The sequence below is a fragment of the Mycolicibacter senuensis genome (assembly GCF_002101885.1).
In the GTDB taxonomy this organism is placed as follows: domain Bacteria; phylum Actinomycetota; class Actinomycetes; order Mycobacteriales; family Mycobacteriaceae; genus Mycobacterium; species Mycobacterium senuense.
Genome location: NZ_LQPS01000028.1, coordinates 1 through 16,557 on the forward strand (window position 1 = coordinate 1; position 16,557 = coordinate 16,557).

Genomic DNA, 16,557 nt, shown 5'->3' on the forward strand with positions numbered 1-16,557 from the left:
CCACGGCCCTACGTCTGGACCAAAACCGCCGACCAAATCCTGGAATCCATCGCCAACTACTGCCGACGAATTAATGACTCAGGACACTAGAGAATCGCTGTCATCGATTGACGCACGTGATGGCGACGATGTAAGCCCTTGGGGCAGTTAACGTGTGGCGGGAACAAGCCGTTGCCCTAGTTTCATCTCAGTGAAATCAAAGTAATACCGTTGGCGGAACGAAGCTTTCGGTTTGACCGATCCGCGTCGAGCTGCACACTGATCGCTATGGAACTGCGTCAGCTGAAACATTTCGTCGCCGTCGCCGAAGAGTTGCACTTCACCCGGGCGGCCGCGAAAGTCCACGTGGTGCAGTCCACCCTGTCCGCCTCGATCAGCGGTTTGGAATCTGAGCTCGGCACTGCGCTGCTGGTGCGAAACAATCGTCGCGTCGACCTCACCACCGCCGGGAAGGCGTTGCTGCCGGATGCGCAGGATGCGCTGGCGGCCGCCGAGCGGGCGCGTGCCGCCGTCGACGCGGTCCGGGGATTGTTGTCCGGGCAGTTGCGCATCGGCGTGATCCAGGGGCAGGGAATTGTCGACCTGCCCGCCCTGCTGACGCGGTATCACCGGAGCTTTCCACGCATCGAGATCACGCTGCGTCACGATCCCATCGACGCACTGGTGCAGGCGACTGCCGACGCCGGGCTGGACCTGGCCTTCGTCAGCCGTCCCTTCGACGTCAGCCGCGTCAAGGACCTGTCACTGGGCACCGAGGACCTGGTCCTGGCGGTACGACACCACGACCCGCTCGCCGGCACCGGCACCGTCGCCCTGACCGACCTGCAGCAGCGCGAGTTCGTCGAACGCCGGGCGGAGCTGCGGACTCGGCTGAACATCGACGGCATCTGCGCCGAACTCGGTTTCCAGCGGAATATCTGCGCGGAATCCAACACGCCCGACGATCTGGTCGACCTGGTCGCCGCCGGCTTGGGTATCGCACTCCTGCCGCCGACGCTGGTGGAAAGGTCCGAGCACATTGTCGCGGTGGCGACCGACCCGGCGATCCCTCGTGAGTTGGCGCTGATCACCCCGGGGGAGCGGGCGCCCTCGCCGGCGGCTGCGGCATTCCTCGGCGAGCTGCTGTCGACCGGTGTCGGGCAGCCCGAGGTGTCCGGCCGTTGGGAGCCCGCTGCGGTGTGAATGGCTCCTGCGGCCGCACCGTGTCGGTAGGCTCTCACCCGATCCGGGGGCTGACGACGGAGTGAGCGATGGTGGATTTTCAGGGCAAGATCAATCTCGATATCCGGGATTCCGAGCCGGATTGGGGGCCGTTCGCGGCACCGACCGCCCCGGAGGGCGCACCCAATGTGCTCTACCTGGTCTGGGACGACATCGGCATCGCCACCTGGGACTGCTTCGGTGGGCTGGTGGAGATGCCGGCGATGAGCCGGATCGCCGAACGCGGCGTCCGGCTGTCCCAGTTCCACACCACCGCGCTGTGCTCCCCGACCCGAGCGGCACTGCTCACCGGCCGTAACGCCACCAGTGTCGGCATGGCCACCATCGAGGAGTTCACCGACGGATTCCCCAACTGCAGCGGGCGCATCCCCTTCGAAACCGCGCTGCTGAGTGAGGTTCTCACCGAACGCGGGTGGAACTCCTTCTGCGTCGGCAAGTGGCACCTGACCCCGCTGGAAGAGTCCAACATGGCCAGTACCAGAAGGCACTGGCCCACCCAGCGCGGATTCGAGCGGTTCTACGGCTTCATGGGCGGTGAGACCAACCAGTGGTACCCGGACCTGATCCACGACAACCACCCCGTCGCGCCACCGGCCACACCCGAAGACGGCTACCACCTGTCCAAGGACATCGCCGACAAGACAATCGAATTCATCCGCGACGCACAGACGATCGCGCCGGGCAAGCCCTGGTTCGGCTACGTCTGCCCGGGCGCCGGCCACGCCCCGCACCACGTCTTCACCGAATGGGCCGACCGCTACGCCGGCCGCTTCGACATGGGGTACGAGCAGTACCGGGAGATCGTGCTGGCCAACCAGAAGAAGCTGGGCCTGGTGCCACCGGACACCGAGCTGTCCGAGGTCAACCCCTACGCCGACGTCACCGGCGTCGACGGCCAGCCGTGGCCCGCGCTGGACACCGTACGCCCATGGGAGAGTCTGGACGACAACGAGCAGCGGCTTTTCGCCCGGATGGCAGAGGTCTTCGCCGGGTTCCAGAGCTACACCGACGCCCAGATCGGCCGAATCCTGGACTACCTCGAGGAATCCGGACAACTCGACAACACCATCGTGGTGGTGATCTCCGACAATGGGGCTAGCGGCGAGGGCGGGCCCAACGGGTCGCCCAACGAGAACAAGTTCTTCAACGGCTACATCGACACCGTCGAAGAGGCGATGAAACTCTTCGATGAGCTGGGCGGCCCCGAGACCTACAACCACTACCCGATCGGGTGGGCGATGGCGTTCAACACGCCGTACAAGCTCTACAAGCGCTACGCCTCACACGAGGGCGGTATCGCGGACCCGGCGATCGTGAGCTGGCCCAAAGGAATCGCTGCTCGCGGCGAGGTACGCGACACCTACGTCAACGTCTGCGATGTGACGCCGACCGTCTATGACCTGATCGGCATCAGCCCGCCGGACACCGTGCGCGGAATCACCCAGCGTCCACTGGAAGGTGTCAGTTTCAAAGCCGCACTGGATGATCCGGGCGCCGACACCGGAAAGCACACTCAGTTCTATACGATGCTCGGCACCCGCGGGATCTGGCACCGGGGCTGGTTCGCCAATACCGTGCACGCCGCGACCCCGTCCGGCTGGAGCCACTTCGAGGCCGACCGCTGGGAGCTCTACAACCTTGCCGAGGATCGCAGTCAATGCCGTGACCTGGCCGCTGAGCACCCGGAGAAACTCGAGGAACTCCAGGCGATGTGGTTCGCCGAGGCGGAGAAGTACAACGGGCTGCCATTGGCCGACCTCAACATCTTCGAGATGACGGGGCGGCAGCGGCCGTACCTGTCCGGCGACCGCACCAGCTACACCTACTACCCGCACACCGCCGAGGTGCCGATGGGGGCGTGCGTGGAACTGCGCGGCCGCTCGTTCTCGGTGCTGGCCCGCGTCGCAGTGGAATCCGCCGATGCCGAGGGCGTGCTGTTCAAACACGGAGCGCGCCACGGTGGCCATGCGCTGTTCGTCCAGGGCGGGCGACTGCACTACGTCTACAACTTCCTGGGCGAGCGTGAACAGTGGTTGTCATCGCCGGACCCGATCCCAGTGGGGGAGCACGTTTTCGGGATACGCTTCGATCGGCGCGGCACCGTCGAGGGCAGTCACACGCCGGTCGGCGAGGCTGCGCTCTATATCGATGACACGGTGGTCGCCACGCTGCCGGACATGATCACCCAGCCGGCCGCGTTCGCCCTGGCGGGTGGCGGGGTAAGCGTCGGGCGCAATACCGGCCAGGCGGTGTCCTCGGCGTACCGGGCGCCGTTCGGATTCACCGGGGGGACCATCGCCGAGGTCGCCGTCGACGTCAGCGGCGAGCCCTACCTCGATGTGAAAGCGAGTCTGGCAGCGGCATTTTCGCGGGACTGATGCCATGCTGACAGAACTCGTCGACATCCCCGCCGGTGTGTTCCGGATGGGTTCGACGAGTTTCTATCCCGAAGAGGCGCCGATTCACACCGTGGCCGTGTCCGCGTTCGCGATCGAGCGGCATCCGGTGACCAATGCCCAGTTCGCCGAGTTCATCGCCGCAACCGGGTATGTGACCGTCGCCGAGCAGGAACCCGACCCGGTGTACGCCGCCGAGCCGGGCGCCCTGGTCTTCACCCCGACCGCCGGGCCGGTCGATCTGCGCGACTGGCGGCAGTGGTGGCGGTGGGTGCCCGGGGCGTGTTGGCGGCATCCACTCGGCCCGCACAGCACCGTCGAGGTCAAACCGGATCACCCGGTGGTCCAGGTCGCCTACCCCGACGCGGCCGGCTACGCCCGCTGGGCCGGGCGGCGGCTGCCGTCCGAAGCCGAATGGGAGTACGCCGCCCGCGCCGGCACATCGAGCACCTACCCCTGGGGTGAGGAGGCGAAGCCTGGACTGAGGGCCAACACCTGGCAGGGCGCCTTTCCCTACCGCAACGACGGCGCCGCCGGCTGGGTCGGGACGTCGCCGGTGACGGCCTTCCCGCCCAACGGGTGGGGACTGCTGGACATGATCGGCAACGTCTGGGAATGGACCACCACCGAGTTCACCGGTCATCACCGCCTGGACGCACCGCCCAAATCCTGTTGCGCGCCGGAAGGCCCCGCCGACCCGGGCATCAGCCAGGCCCTGAAGGGCGGATCGCACCTGTGCGCGCCGGAGTACTGTCACCGCTACCGGGCCGCGGCGCGCTCCCCGCAGTCGCAGGACACCGCCGCCAGCCATATCGGGTTCCGCTGTGTGTCGGGGTAACCACCCCCCGGGGCGCGGGCGTGCATGTCGGTGCCTCTTGCCCCGGAGTGTCGCGGGACCAACACGCACCCTGGGCGGATAAACCGCACCGATTTGGTGCTGGGCGGTCCGTCACCTAGGCTCTAGGGGTTGCCGTGGGCAGACCTCGGCCGGCGCATGCTGGCCCTGCGTGCCCTTCGGCGATAAGAAGACCATGCACGACCAGGGAGATTCCGGCATGCGACTTGTCATGCCGCGCGTCGTCCCGCTTATTGAGGAGATCTGGTGATTCAGCAGGAATCGCGGTTGAAGGTCGCCGACAACACCGGCGCCAAGGAGATCTTGTGCATCCGGGTACTCGGCGGCTCAGGGCGGCGCTACGCCGGCATCGGTGATGTCATCGTCGCGACCGTCAAGGACGCCATCCCCGGCGGCAACGTCAAGCGGGGTGACATCGTCAAGGCCGTCGTGGTGCGCACCGTCAAGGAGCGTCGCCGCGCCGACGGCAGCTACATCAAGTTCGACGAGAACGCGGCCGTGATCATCAAGCCAGACAACGACCCGCGCGGAACCCGCATCTTCGGGCCGGTCGGCCGCGAGCTGCGGGAGAAGCGGTTCATGAAGATCGTCTCGCTGGCCCCGGAGGTGCTGTAGATGAAGGTCCACAAGGGCGACACCGTGCTGGTCATCGCCGGCAAGGACAAGGGCGCCAAAGGCAAGGTCCTGCAGGCCTACCCGGCCCGCAACCGGGTGCTGGTCCAGGGCGTCAACCGGATCAAGAAGCACGTCGCGAACTCGACCAACCAGGCCGGCGCGTCCTCGGGCGGGATCGTCACGCAGGAAGCCCCGATCCACGTCTCGAACGTGATGGTCGTCGACTCCGACGGCAAGCCCACCCGGATCGGCTACCGGGTGGACGAGGAGTCCGGCAAGAAGGTTCGCGTCTCCAAGCGCAACGGCAAGGACATCTAGAGATGACGACTGCAGAGAAGACCCAGCCTCGGCTGAAGGTGAAATACCGCGAAGAGATCCGGGACGCGCTGAACAAAGAGTTCAACTACGTCAACGTGATGCAGATCCCCGGCGTGGTGAAGGTCGTGGTGAACATGGGCGTCGGCGAAGCCGCTCGCGACGCCAAGCTGATCAACAACGCGGTCAACGACCTGGCACTGATCACCGGCCAGCGGCCCGAGATCCGCAAGGCCCGGCTGTCGATCGCCCAGTTCAAGCTGCGCGAAGGCATGCCGATCGGTGCCCGGGTGACGCTGCGCGGTGACCGGATGTGGGAGTTCCTCGACCGGCTCACCTCGATCGCGCTGCCGCGTATCCGCGACTTCCGGGGATTGTCACCCAAGCAGTTCGACGGCTCCGGCAACTACACATTCGGGCTGGCCGAGCAGTCGATGTTCCATGAGATCGACGTCGACTCCATCGACCGCCCGCGTGGAATGAACATCACCGTCGTCACCTCGGCGACGAACGACGACGAAGGACGAGCGCTGCTGCGGGCACTCGGCTTTCCGTTCAAGGAGAAGTGACCTGATGGCGAAGAAGGCGTTGGTTAACAAGGCGGCCCGCAAGCCCAAGTTCGCGGTGCGCGCCTACACCCGCTGCAACAAGTGCGGCCGTCCGCGCGCGGTACTCCGCAAATTCGGCCTGTGCCGAATCTGCCTTCGCGAGATGGCGCACGCCGGCGAACTGCCCGGTGTGCAGAAGAGCAGCTGGTGACGGCGGAGATGCGAGCGCATATGACACGCGTTGTCGACGATGCCGAGCGCAGCGAGGAAGAGGAGCGGCGCCAATGACCATGACGGACCCGATCGCGGACTTCTTGACCCGTCTGCGCAACGCCAACTCGGCGTATCACGACGAGGTGACCCTGCCGCACTCGAAGATCAAGGCCAACATCGCCGAGATCCTCAAGCGCGAGGGTTACATCAACGACTACCACGTCGAAGACGCCCGGGTGGGCAAGGCGCTGGTGGTCAACCTGAAGTACGGCCCGAACCGGGAGCGCAGTCTCGCCGGTCTGCGCCGGGTGTCCAAGCCCGGTCTGCGGGTCTACGCGAAGTCGACCAACCTGCCGCGGGTGCTCGGCGGCCTGGGCGTGGCGATCATCTCCACGTCTTCGGGTCTGCTCACCGACCGTCAGGCGGCCAGGCAGGGCGTGGGCGGCGAAGTCCTCGCGTACGTGTGGTGAGGGAGTAGCAGACATGTCGCGTATTGGTAAGCAGCCGGTCCCGGTTCCCGCCGGGGTCGACGTGACCATCGATGGTCAGAACGTATCGGTCAAGGGGCCCAAGGGCACCCTGGAACTCACGGTGGCCGAGCCGATCAACGTCGCCCGTAACGACGACGGCGCCATTGTGGTGACCCGGCCGGACGACGACCGGCACAACCGGTCGCTGCACGGCCTGAGCCGCACCCTGGTGGCGAACCTGATCACCGGCGTCTCCGAGGGCTACGTCCGCAAGATGGAGATCTTCGGCGTCGGTTACCGTGTGGCACTCAAGGGCTCCGACCTCGAGTTCGCCCTGGGTTACAGCCACCCGGTGCTGATCAAGGCCCCGGAGGGCATCACCTTCGCGGTGGAGACGCCCACCAAGTTCTCGATCTCGGGCATCGACAAGCAGAAGGTCGGTCAGATCTCGGCGAACATCCGCCGCCTGCGCCGTCCCGACCCCTACAAGGGCAAGGGCGTGCGCTACGAGGGTGAGCAGGTTCGCCGCAAGGTCGGAAAGACAGGTAAGTAGTCATGGCGCAATCACAAGCAGGCACCGGGGCCCGCAAGCCCATCGGGCAGAGCGTCTCGGAGGCCCGGCGCACGCACCGGGTGCGTCGGCACGCGCGGCTGCGCAAGAAGATCGCCGGCACCCCCGAGTGTCCCCGCCTGGTGGTGCACCGCTCCGCGCGGCACATTCACGTCCAGTTGATCGACGACCTGGCCGGTCACACGCTGGCCGCGGCGTCCTCGATCGAGGCCGACGTGCGGGGTGTGGACGGCGATAAGAAGGCGCACAGTGTGCGGGTCGGCCAGCTGATCGCCGAGCGTGCCAAGGCCGCCGGCGTGGAGACCGTGGTGTTCGACCGCGGCGGCTACACCTACGGTGGACGGATCGCGGCATTGGCCGACGCGGCGCGCGAGGGCGGGTTGAAGTTCTGATGCGCCGGATGACTGACTTGATGAACATGACTGGAAGGACCGCATGATGGCGGAGCAGCCGACAGGGGCCTCCTCGGCAGGTCCCGACATGGGCAGCGCCCCCCGTACCGACGGGCGCGACAATCGCGACAATCGTGACAACCGGGGCGGGCGTGGTGGCCGCGACGGTGGTCGCGGCGGCCGTGACGGCCGGGACGGCGACAAGAGCAACTACCTCGAGCGTGTCGTCGCGATCAACCGGGTGTCCAAGGTGGTCAAGGGTGGCCGCCGGTTCAGCTTCACCGCACTGGTGATCGTCGGTGACGGCAAGGGCATGGTCGGCGTCGGCTACGGGAAGGCCAAAGAGGTCCCGGCCGCGATCGCCAAGGGTGTCGAGGAGGCCCGCAAGAGCTTCTTCCGGGTGCCGCTCATCGGTGGCACGATCACCCACCCGGTCCAGGGCGAGAAGGCCGCTGGTGTGGTGTTCCTGCGTCCCGCCAGCCCGGGTACCGGTGTGATCGCCGGCGGCGCGGTGCGTGCGGTGCTGGAATGCGCCGGGGTGCACGACATCCTGTCCAAGTCGCTGGGCAGCGACAACGCGATCAACGTGGTGCACGCCACCGTGGCCGCGCTGAAGATGCTGCAGCGTCCCGAAGAGGTGGCGGCCCGGCGCGGTCTGCCCATCGAAGACGTGGCGCCGGCCGCGATGCTCAAGGCCCGGCGGGAGAGCGAGTCGCTCGCCGCCAGCGCCGCCCGGGAAGGCACGGCATAACCATGGCAAATCTGAAGATCACCCAAGTCCGCGGCACCATCGGTGCTCGCTGGAATCAGCGCGAGAGCCTGCGCACGCTGGGCCTGCGCAAGATCCGCCAGTCGGTGGTACGTGAGGACAACCCCCAGACCCGTGGCCTGATCCGGGTTGTCCACCACCTCGTAGAAGTTGAACAGGCCGGTGAGGAATGATGACGCCTATCAAGCTGCACGACCTGCGCCCCGCGCCCGGGTCGAAGACCAAGCGCACCCGCGTCGGTCGCGGTGAAGGTTCCAAGGGTAAGACCGCCGGTCGCGGCACCAAGGGCACCAAGGCCCGCAAGAACGTGCCGGTTCGGTTCGAGGGCGGGCAGATGCCCATCCACATGCGGCTGCCCAAGCTGAAGGGCTTCCGCAACCGGTTCCGCACCGAGTACGAGGTCGTCAACGTCGGCGACATCGACCGGTTGTTCCCCGAAGGCGGGACCATCGGTGTCGACGAGCTGGTGGCCAAGGGCGCCGTCCGCAAGAACACGCTGGTCAAGGTGCTCGGCGACGGCAAGCTGACCGTCAAGGCCGACATTACCGCGCATAAGTTCAGCGGTAGCGCCCGCGACAAGATCGCCGCGGCGGGCGGCACAGCCACCGCACTCTAAGAGTTTTCCGCAAAAACTCGTCACAAGATCGCGCCCCATCCAACCGGGATGGGGCGCGATTTGTTTTTGAGCAGGCACTTTGACGCGCGCGAAAAATAAAGTCTTGCTATGCGCTTCACAGTCTCGTATAACGATAAAAGGGCTAAGTGACGTAGATAACTTACTCTCGGTCGGGCTGCGGGAAGGCGTTGGGCAAATGAGACGACGGCTGCGTTCAAGGTCCAACGGACGGCGCGGCAGCGCCGCTCGCCGCGCCGCGGGCGCCGGCAGCGCGGTTGCCGTATTCCTGGCCTTCGGGATGGCGCCGCTGGCGGCGGCGCCGCACGCGCAGGCGGATTTCGGGTTCGACGACGTCTTCGACTGGTTCGGACTCGGCGGCGACCCAGACGCCGCGGAGCTGTCCGGCTCGGCGCTGTTCACCTGGCCGGCCGCGGACACCTCGCTGGCCGAGCAGTTCGCGACCTACATCTGGCTGCCGTTGCACGAACAACTCGAGGCCTGGATCGACAGCCCGTTCGGGGCCGAGGTCAACGACGTCATCAACACCTTGCTCGAGCCGTTCACCCTTCCGGGATTCTGCGGCATCATCTGCGACGGCGCGGACGGCACCGCGGACAATCCGGATGGCCAGGGCGGCGGGTTGTTCTTCGGCGACGGCGGCGCCGGCTGGAGCAGCACCGAAGCCGGGGTGGCCGGCGGGAACGGCGGTGTGGCAGGTGGTTTGGGCAACGGCGGCGACGGCGGTGTGGGCGGGCTGGGTGCCGACGGCGGTATGGGGGGCGCCGGTGGCGAGTGGATGGGCAACGGCGGCAACGGCGGCGACGGCGGCGCGGCCGGCTTCCTCGACGGCGAACTGCTCGCGGCGGGCAGCGGTGGCGACGGCGGCGGCACCGGCCACGTTCAGGACTTCTTCGGTATCGGGGCGGCCGGCAACGGCGGCAACGGCGGCAACGGCGGTGCCGGCCTGGCGGGGACCTCCGGCGCCAACTCCACGACAGCCGGTGTCAACGGCGGTACCGGCGGTGCGGGCTCCGCGGGCGGCAAGGGTGGTGCCGGAGGCGTCGGATCACTCTGGCTGGGAAATGGCGGGCGCGGCGGCAATGGCGGTGCCGGTGGTGCCGGTGGTGCCGGCGGTGACGGGTTCGACGGGGCCGGCGGTTCGTTCGTCGGCGGCGGAGATGGCAACGGCGGCAACGGGAGTAACGGCGGTGGCGGCGGTGCGGGCGCGCTGGGCGGTCAGGCCGGTGCCGGCGGCCAGGGTGCCTGGCTGTTCGGCGCCACCGGTGCCGTGGGAACCACTGGGGCGGTTGGGGCCGGCGGAGTCGGTGGGGCTGGTGGCGACGGTGGCGAGGGCGCCGACGGCGCCGCGGGCGCCGACGGCACGGCGGGTGATCCCGATGGTTCGGCCGGTGTGGACGGTGGGAACGGCGGCGACGCCGGTGTCGGTGGCGCCGGCGGCGTAGGGGGCGACGGTGTCGTGGCCGCCGACGGTGCGGACGGCCGGGCCGGTGCCGGCGGTAACGGCGGCAGCGGCGGCGACGGTATCGACGGTGTCGACGGAATCGCAACCGACCCGGACGGGACGATGGGCGGCAGCGGTGGTGCCGGCGGAGACGGCGGCCGCGGGGGACTGGAGGCTGATGGCGTCACGTCCGCCGCCGACGGCAACGGCGGGGCCGGTGGCATCGGCGGCAATGGCGGCGCCGGCTACAACCCGGCAGCCGACCCCGGTGCTGCACCGGGGATCTCGGGCGGCAGCGGCGGCAGTGGTGGCACCGGCGGTGCCGGCGGAACCGGCGCCAACGGTGGCGCGGGCGGTGATGCGGGCAACGGTGGTCGAGGCGGCCACGGCGTCACCGGTCAGGCCGGAACGAGCGGCGTCAATGCCGGCGATGCCGGTACCGATGGGGGCGCGGGTGGCGACGGCGGCGCCGGTGGGGCCGGTGGAATCGGAGGCAGCGGCGGCGCGGCGACCGCACCGACCGGTGCCGCCGGCGCCAACGGCAATGGCGGTGACGGTGGTGCGGGAGGCAATGCGGCCGCCGGCGGTGTCGGTGGAGACGGCGCCGACGGGGATGCGGTCGATCCCGATGGCGGCGCTGGCGGCGACGCCGGTGACGCGGGAAGTGCCGGGGGCGGCGGCGCCGGCGGCGCGGCCGGTACCGGTGGAGCGGCGGGGACCGGTCAGTCCGGTAGCGGCGGGGCCGACGGAGCGGACCCGGAGCCGGCCGCGACGCACGGCGGTGAGGGCGGCGATGGCTTCACCTCGACGACGCCCGGGGTTGCCGGCGGCGCAGGCGGCGCTGGCGGTAGTGGCGGGACCATCGGCACCGGTGGCAATGGCGGCACCGGAGGAGGGGGCGGTCTCGACGCCACCGGCGGAACCGGCGGCGCGGGCGGAACCGGCGGCACCGTGGCCGGCAACGGTGGCACCGGGGGCAAGGGCGGGGCCGGCCAGGGCACCGGTGACGGAGGCGACGGCGGCGCCGGTGGCAATGCCGGCGCGAACGGAGATGGCGGCCACGGTGGTGACGGTGGTGCCGGTACCGGCCTCGGTGGCAGCACCGGTGGGCAGGGCGGCGACGGCGGAGATGGGGGGACCCAGCAGGGCGACGGCGGTGACGCCGGGAGCGGCGGTGACAACGGTGGCAGCGGCGGCGACGGCGGCGACGCGCTCGGCAGCGGCAACGGCGGTAACGGTGGCGACGGTACCGCGGGCGCGGCCGGTACGCACGGCAGCACGGCAACGAATCCCGGCGAGGACGGCGGCGACGGAACGACGGGTCAGGCCGGCGGCACAGGCGGGGCCGGTGGGATCGGTGCCGGCGCGGGCAACCACGGTGGGCAGGGCGGAGCCGGCGCCACCGGTGGCGATGGCGGCGACGGCGGCGACGGCGCACTCGGCGCGGCCGGCACCTTCACGGGCGGCGGGACCGGCGATGGTGGCGACGGCGGCGCCGGCGGAAGCGGCGCAACGGGCGGCGTAGGTGGTGCCGGTGGGGCCGGCGGTCAGGGCATCAACGGTGCGATCACCGGGGCCCGGGGCGCGGGCGGCAACGGTGGCAACGGCGGTGACGCGGGCGCGGCCGGCGATGGCGGTGACGCCGCCGACGGCACCGCCGCAAACCCGAACGGTGGCACCGGCGGCAGTGGTGGCGCGCTCGGCTCCGCCGGTGCCGCGGGTGCCGGTGGCACCGGATCGACGCCGGGCGACGACGGGCAGGTCGGGGCCGGGCCGTCCGGTCCGCAGGGCAACGGTGGTGCCGGCGGCGCCGGCTACGACGCCGCCACCGACCTGAACGCCGCGGCCGGCACCAGCGGCGGCAACGGCGGCGCGGGTGGGGCCGGTACCGCGCTGGGCGCCGGCGGTGCCGGCGGTTCCGGCGGTGACGGTGCTGCGGGTGCTCGCGGCGATGACGGCGCGTCGGCAGGTGCCGACGGTCAGACCGGTGGAGTGGGCGGCAGCGGCGGCAATGCCGGCGCCGGCGGTACCGGCGGTGCCGGTAGTGGTGTTGATGGGGTGGCTGGCCACGGTGGTGTGGGTGGTCGCGGTGGTGATGGTGCTGGGGGTGCTGCGGGTGCGGCCTCGGCGACCGCGGGTGTTGATGGGGGTGCGGGCCAGGATGGTGGTGCTGGTGGTGATGGCGGTGTCGGGGGTGCGGGTGGTTTGACCGCGGCCGGAACCGCCAGTGGCTTTGATGGTGCCCAGGGTGCCGGTGGTGATGGCGGTGATGGTGGCGTCGGTGGTCGCGGGTTTGACGGGGTCACCGGTGGGGTCGGTGATGCCGGCACGAACGGTGTGGATGGCACGGCGACGTCGGCGGCGGCCGCCGGTGGTGAGGGTGGGATCGGTGAGACTGGTGGTGCCGGCTCCGATGGTGGTGTCGGGGGTGCTGGTGGTGCGGCTGGTCAGGGCTCCACGGATGGTCTGCAGGGCCTTGGTGGTGTTGGCGGTGCCGGCGGCAACGGGGGAACCGGTGGCACCGGCGGTGTTGGTGGCAGTGGTGGTGATGGGTATGACGCGGCGTCGGATTCGTTGGCGGCCGCCGGTGTTGATGGTGGTAGTGGTGCGGTCGGCGGTGCGGGCGGCGATGGTGGTGGCGGGGGTGCGGCCGGTTCCGGTGGCGCTGGTGGCGTGGGCCGTGATGGTCAGGCCGCCGATGGTGCTGCTGGCCAGGTCGGCGACCAGGGCGCCGGCGGAGTCGGTGGTGCCGGCGGTTCCGGTGGTGATGGGGCTGCGGGTGCCCGGGGTGTCGATGGGCTGAACGCCGGTGATGACGGTGGCACCGGTGGCGCCGGTGGCAAGGGCGGTGATGCGGCGGCCGGTGGTGGCGGCGGGTTCGGTGCCGGCGGGGTGCAGGCCGACAGTGGTGTTGATGGGGTGGCCGGTCACGGTGGTGTGGGTGGTCGCGGTGGTGATGGTGCCGGGGGTGCTGCGGGTGCGGCCTCGGCGACTGCGGGTGTTGATGGGGGTGCGGGCCAGGATGGTGGTGCTGGTGGTGATGGCGGTGTCGGGGGTGCGGGTGGTTTGACCGCGGCCGGAACCGCCAGTGGCTTTGATGGTGCCCAGGGTGCCGGTGGTGATGGCGGTGATGGTGGCGTCGGTGGTCGCGGGTTTGACGGGGTCACCGGTGGGGTCGGTGATGCCGGCACGAACGGTGTGGATGGCACGGCGACGTCGGCGGCGGCCGCCGGTGGTGAGGGTGGGATCGGTGAGACTGGTGGTGCCGGCTCCGATGGTGGTGTCGGGGGTGCTGGTGGTGCGGCTGGTCAGGGCTCCACGGATGGTCTGCAGGGCCTTGGTGGTGTTGGCGGTGCCGGCGGCAACGGGGGAACCGGTGGCACCGGCGGTGTTGGTGGCAGTGGTGGTGATGGGTATGACGCGGCGTCGGATTCGTTGGCGGCCGCCGGTGTTGGTGGTGGTGATGGTGCGGTCGGCGGTGCGGGCGGCGATGGTGGTGGCGGGGGTGCGGCCGGTTCCGGTGGCGCTGGTGGCGTGGGCCGTGATGGTCAGGCCGCCGATGGTGCTGCTGGCCAGGTCGGCGACCAGGGCGCCGGCGGCAACGGCGGTGTCGGCGGCAGCGGCGGTAACGGCGCGGCCGGAGGAATCGGCGAGACCGGCGACGACGGTGGCATAGGCACGGCGGGCAGCAGCACCACTCCGAACGGCGGCGCCGGAGAGACGGGAGACACCGGCGGGCAAGGCTTGACAGGCGGCAAGGGCGGCAACGGTGGCCAAGGCGGCGCGGCGGGCACCGGCTCCACCGTCGGAGACGTCGGCGCGGGTGGCAGCGGCGGTAACGGCGGCACCGGAGGCCAGGGCGGCGCCGGCGGCAATGGCGGCCAGGGCGGCGCCGGGTACGACCAACCCGGCACCACGGGACTGTCCGGCGGCGATGGTGGAACCGGCGGCGCCGGGGGCGTCGGCGGCCAGGGTGGCAACGGCGGGACTGCCGGCATCGGCGGCCTGAACGGAGCCGGCGTCGACCGCGCCGACTCGGGAACCGACGGCGGCAGCGGGCTGCAGGGGGTCGGTGGCAACGGCGGCCAGGGCGGCGAAGGCGGTAACGGCGCGACCGGCACCACCGGAAATAGCGGCAACGACGGCGGCACCGGAGAAACCGGCACCGTCGGCAACCCCACCGGCGGCACCGGCGGTGACGGCGGCAACGGCATAGACGGTGGCACCGGCGGGAACGGTGGGAGCGGTGGCCAGGGCGGCGCGGCGGGCACCGGCAGCACCGACGGCAGCGTCGGCAACGGCGGCCAGGGCGGCGCCGCCGGCGACGGTGGCCAGGGCGGCGACGGCGGCGCGGGCGGCACCGGCGGCGTCGGCTACACGCCGCCGGCGGAGAACGGCAGCAACGGCAGCGACGGCGGTGCGGGTGGCACGGGAGGCAACGCCGGTCACGGCGGTGCGGCCGGAACGGCCGGCGCGGGCGGCCTGAACGGATCCGGCACCGACCCGGCGGACTCCGGCGATGCGGGCGCCACCGGCGACGATGGACAGGCCGGGGTCGGCGGCAACGGTGGCGTCGGCGGCAACGGCGCGCAGGGCACCGCAGCCACCGAGACCCAGGCGGCCGGGACCGGCGGAAACGGCGGCACCGGTGGGAACGGCGGCCAGGGCGGGCTGGAAACCGACGGCACCACTGCCCAGCAGGGCGACGGCGGTGACGGCGGCACCGGCGGCCAGGGTGGTACGGGTCTGGCTGGGGCGAACGGTGACAGCAGCCTCATCGGCAACGGCGACAACGGCGAAGCCGGCGGTGCCGCTGGAAACGGTGGCGTCGGGGGCACCGGCGGCAGTGGCTACAACGCAGGCAACGGTGGAACTGGTGGCCAGGGCGGTACGGGGGGCACCGGCGGCAACGGCGGTGACACCTCAGCGGGCATTCTGGGCCTGTTCACCCCCGGCGACGGCGCCACCGGTGGCAGTGGTGGTACCGGTGGCGTGGGCGGTGTCGCCGGCACCGCCGACGGTGGCGCCGCCGGAGCCAACGGTGCCGGTGGCGACGGCGGGGTCGGCGGAACGGGAGGCAACGCCGGCTCCACGCTGGTCGGCATCGGGTCGACGGCAACCGCCGGCACCGGCGGCACGGGCGGTGTAGCCGGAGTGGGTGGCGGCAGCGGCGCTGAGCAGGGGGCGGCCGGCGTCGGCGGTACCGGCGGCCAAGGCGGCCAGGGTTCCGTCGGCGCCGTTCTCAATGCGCTGGGCGGCGCCGGCGGTACCGGTGGGACCGGTGGGGCAGCGGCCGATCAGAGCGGCAGTATCGGCGGTGTCGGCGGGCAGGGCGGTACCGGTGGAGGCGGGCTGGTCGGCGCCATCGGGGTAGGCGAGGGCGGTCAGGGCGGAGCCGGTGGCGCCGCGGCCGATCAGACCGACAGTGTCGGCGGCGCCGGTGGCCAAGGCGGTCACGGTGCGGACGCCATCGCCGGCGTGCTCGGCGGTGCCGGAGGCACCGGTGGCACCGGCGGCGCGGCCGGCGACGCTGCCGGCAGCAATGGCGGTGCCGGCGGGCAGGGCGGTACCGGGGGCACCGCCGTAGTGGGCGCCCTTGGTGCCGGCGTCGGCGGCGACGGTGGCACCGGCGGCGCCGCCGGGAGCATCGCGGGAAGCACCGGTGGCACCGGCGGTCAGGGCGGCGACGGCGGGGCCGGCCTGGCGAACGTACTGCTCGGCGGCGTCGGCGGCGATGGCGGTACCGGCGGCGCGGGTACCGCCCCCGGCACGGTCGGTGGCGATGGCGGCCTGGGGGGCAGTGCGGGCTCCGGACTGGTCAACCTATTCGGTGGGGCCGGCGGCGACGGCGGGAGCGGCGGTGACGGCGGCGCTGTCGGCGGCACCGGCGGTGACGGCGGAACCAACACGCAGGGTGCGGCAGGCAGCCCGGGCTCCGGCCCGAGCGGTCAGACCGGCGGCGCCGGTGGTGCCGGGGCGCCGGGCAACATCGGTCCAGTCGGTGGCGGCGGTGCCGGCGGGTCGCCGTAGGGGAACCCCGCGGCTGAGCCTTTCCTGTGTGCGCGGAATGAACCTGAAGTACAGTCACTTGAACGGCGGTACACAAAAAGTTG

General features: G+C 70.8%; 14 protein-coding genes. All 14 read left to right on the forward strand.

What is annotated here, in order from left to right:
• The first annotated feature begins 267 nt into the window (after window positions 1–267).
• The 14 genes from AWC24_RS06170 to AWC24_RS22400 all read left to right on the forward strand — a co-directional run bounded on the left by AWC24_RS06170 (window position 268) and on the right by AWC24_RS22400 (window position 16,474).
• Window positions 268–1,182 (forward strand): LysR family transcriptional regulator, encoded by a 915-nt coding sequence (locus AWC24_RS06170; RefSeq protein WP_085083077.1) that lies wholly within the window; start codon window positions 268–270, stop codon window positions 1,180–1,182.
• 68 nt (window positions 1,183–1,250) lie between these two features.
• On the forward strand, window positions 1,251–3,599 hold the full coding sequence (locus tag AWC24_RS06175; RefSeq protein ID WP_085083079.1) for an arylsulfatase: 2,349 nt from the start codon (window positions 1,251–1,253) through the stop codon (window positions 3,597–3,599).
• Between the two features lie 4 nt (window positions 3,600–3,603).
• Complete coding sequence (locus tag AWC24_RS06180) at window positions 3,604–4,455, forward strand: formylglycine-generating enzyme family protein (RefSeq protein ID WP_085083081.1); 852 nt, start codon at window positions 3,604–3,606, stop codon at window positions 4,453–4,455.
• A 264-nt stretch (window positions 4,456–4,719) separates the two neighbouring features.
• The gene (gene rplN / locus AWC24_RS06185) at window positions 4,720–5,088 is read left to right on the forward strand and encodes a 50S ribosomal protein L14 (protein ID WP_085083083.1); all 369 of its coding nucleotides are present in this window, start codon (window positions 4,720–4,722) and stop codon (window positions 5,086–5,088) included.
• Window positions 5,089–5,406, forward strand: a complete 318-nt coding sequence (gene rplX / locus AWC24_RS06190) for a 50S ribosomal protein L24 (protein ID WP_085083085.1) — start codon at window positions 5,089–5,091, stop codon at window positions 5,404–5,406. It abuts the gene before it with no gap.
• A 2-nt stretch (window positions 5,407–5,408) separates the two neighbouring features.
• Complete coding sequence (gene rplE / locus AWC24_RS06195; RefSeq protein WP_085083087.1) at window positions 5,409–5,972, forward strand: 50S ribosomal protein L5; 564 nt, start codon at window positions 5,409–5,411, stop codon at window positions 5,970–5,972.
• Window positions 5,973–5,976: 4 nt separating this feature from the next.
• Window positions 5,977–6,162: a type Z 30S ribosomal protein S14 gene (locus tag AWC24_RS06200; RefSeq protein WP_019737213.1), complete on the forward strand. Its 186-nt coding sequence runs from the start codon at window positions 5,977–5,979 to the stop codon at window positions 6,160–6,162.
• 73 nt (window positions 6,163–6,235) lie between these two features.
• Window positions 6,236–6,634: a 30S ribosomal protein S8 gene (rpsH, locus tag AWC24_RS06205; RefSeq protein ID WP_029249222.1), complete on the forward strand. Its 399-nt coding sequence runs from the start codon at window positions 6,236–6,238 to the stop codon at window positions 6,632–6,634.
• A 13-nt stretch (window positions 6,635–6,647) separates the two neighbouring features.
• Window positions 6,648–7,187: a 50S ribosomal protein L6 gene (rplF, locus tag AWC24_RS06210; RefSeq protein WP_085083089.1), complete on the forward strand. Its 540-nt coding sequence runs from the start codon at window positions 6,648–6,650 to the stop codon at window positions 7,185–7,187.
• 2 nt (window positions 7,188–7,189) lie between these two features.
• The gene (rplR, locus tag AWC24_RS06215; RefSeq protein ID WP_085083091.1) at window positions 7,190–7,597 is read left to right on the forward strand and encodes a 50S ribosomal protein L18; all 408 of its coding nucleotides are present in this window, start codon (window positions 7,190–7,192) and stop codon (window positions 7,595–7,597) included.
• Between the two features lie 46 nt (window positions 7,598–7,643).
• On the forward strand, window positions 7,644–8,348 hold the full coding sequence (rpsE, locus tag AWC24_RS06220) for a 30S ribosomal protein S5 (protein WP_407663482.1): 705 nt from the start codon (window positions 7,644–7,646) through the stop codon (window positions 8,346–8,348).
• 2 nt (window positions 8,349–8,350) lie between these two features.
• The gene (rpmD, locus tag AWC24_RS06225) at window positions 8,351–8,539 is read left to right on the forward strand and encodes a 50S ribosomal protein L30 (RefSeq protein WP_013830241.1); all 189 of its coding nucleotides are present in this window, start codon (window positions 8,351–8,353) and stop codon (window positions 8,537–8,539) included.
• A complete protein-coding gene (gene rplO / locus AWC24_RS06230) occupies window positions 8,539–8,982 on the forward strand; it encodes a 50S ribosomal protein L15 (RefSeq protein WP_085083095.1) in 444 nt (147 codons plus the stop codon). The genes rpmD and rplO overlap by 1 nt, the downstream gene beginning before the upstream one ends.
• A gap of 196 nt (window positions 8,983–9,178) precedes the next feature.
• Window positions 9,179–16,474: a PGRS repeat-containing protein gene (locus tag AWC24_RS22400; protein WP_165757714.1), complete on the forward strand. Its 7,296-nt coding sequence runs from the start codon at window positions 9,179–9,181 to the stop codon at window positions 16,472–16,474.
• The last annotated feature ends 83 nt before the right edge of the window (window positions 16,475–16,557 follow it).

Excerpts from the sequence above, each read along its gene's own strand:
- rpsE (WP_407663482.1), top strand. The coding sequence starts at position 7,644 with ATGGCGGAGCAGCCGACAGGGGCCTCCTCGGCAGGTCCCGACATGGGC.
- AWC24_RS06175 (WP_085083079.1), top strand. The coding sequence starts at position 1,251 with ATGGTGGATTTTCAGGGCAAGATCAATCTCGATATCCGGGATTCCGAG.
- AWC24_RS06200 (WP_019737213.1), top strand. The coding sequence starts at position 5,977 with ATGGCGAAGAAGGCGTTGGTTAACAAGGCGGCCCGCAAGCCCAAGTTC.
- rplO (WP_085083095.1), top strand. The coding sequence starts at position 8,539 with ATGACGCCTATCAAGCTGCACGACCTGCGCCCCGCGCCCGGGTCGAAG.
- rpsH (WP_029249222.1), top strand. The coding sequence starts at position 6,236 with ATGACCATGACGGACCCGATCGCGGACTTCTTGACCCGTCTGCGCAAC.
- AWC24_RS06170 (WP_085083077.1), top strand. The coding sequence starts at position 268 with ATGGAACTGCGTCAGCTGAAACATTTCGTCGCCGTCGCCGAAGAGTTG.
- AWC24_RS22400 (WP_165757714.1), top strand. The coding sequence starts at position 9,179 with ATGAGACGACGGCTGCGTTCAAGGTCCAACGGACGGCGCGGCAGCGCC.
- rpmD (WP_013830241.1), top strand. The coding sequence starts at position 8,351 with ATGGCAAATCTGAAGATCACCCAAGTCCGCGGCACCATCGGTGCTCGC.
- rplX (WP_085083085.1), top strand. The coding sequence starts at position 5,089 with ATGAAGGTCCACAAGGGCGACACCGTGCTGGTCATCGCCGGCAAGGAC.
- rplF (WP_085083089.1), top strand. The coding sequence starts at position 6,648 with ATGTCGCGTATTGGTAAGCAGCCGGTCCCGGTTCCCGCCGGGGTCGAC.
- rplE (WP_085083087.1), top strand. The coding sequence starts at position 5,409 with ATGACGACTGCAGAGAAGACCCAGCCTCGGCTGAAGGTGAAATACCGC.
- AWC24_RS06180 (WP_085083081.1), top strand. The coding sequence starts at position 3,604 with ATGCTGACAGAACTCGTCGACATCCCCGCCGGTGTGTTCCGGATGGGT.
- rplR (WP_085083091.1), top strand. The coding sequence starts at position 7,190 with ATGGCGCAATCACAAGCAGGCACCGGGGCCCGCAAGCCCATCGGGCAG.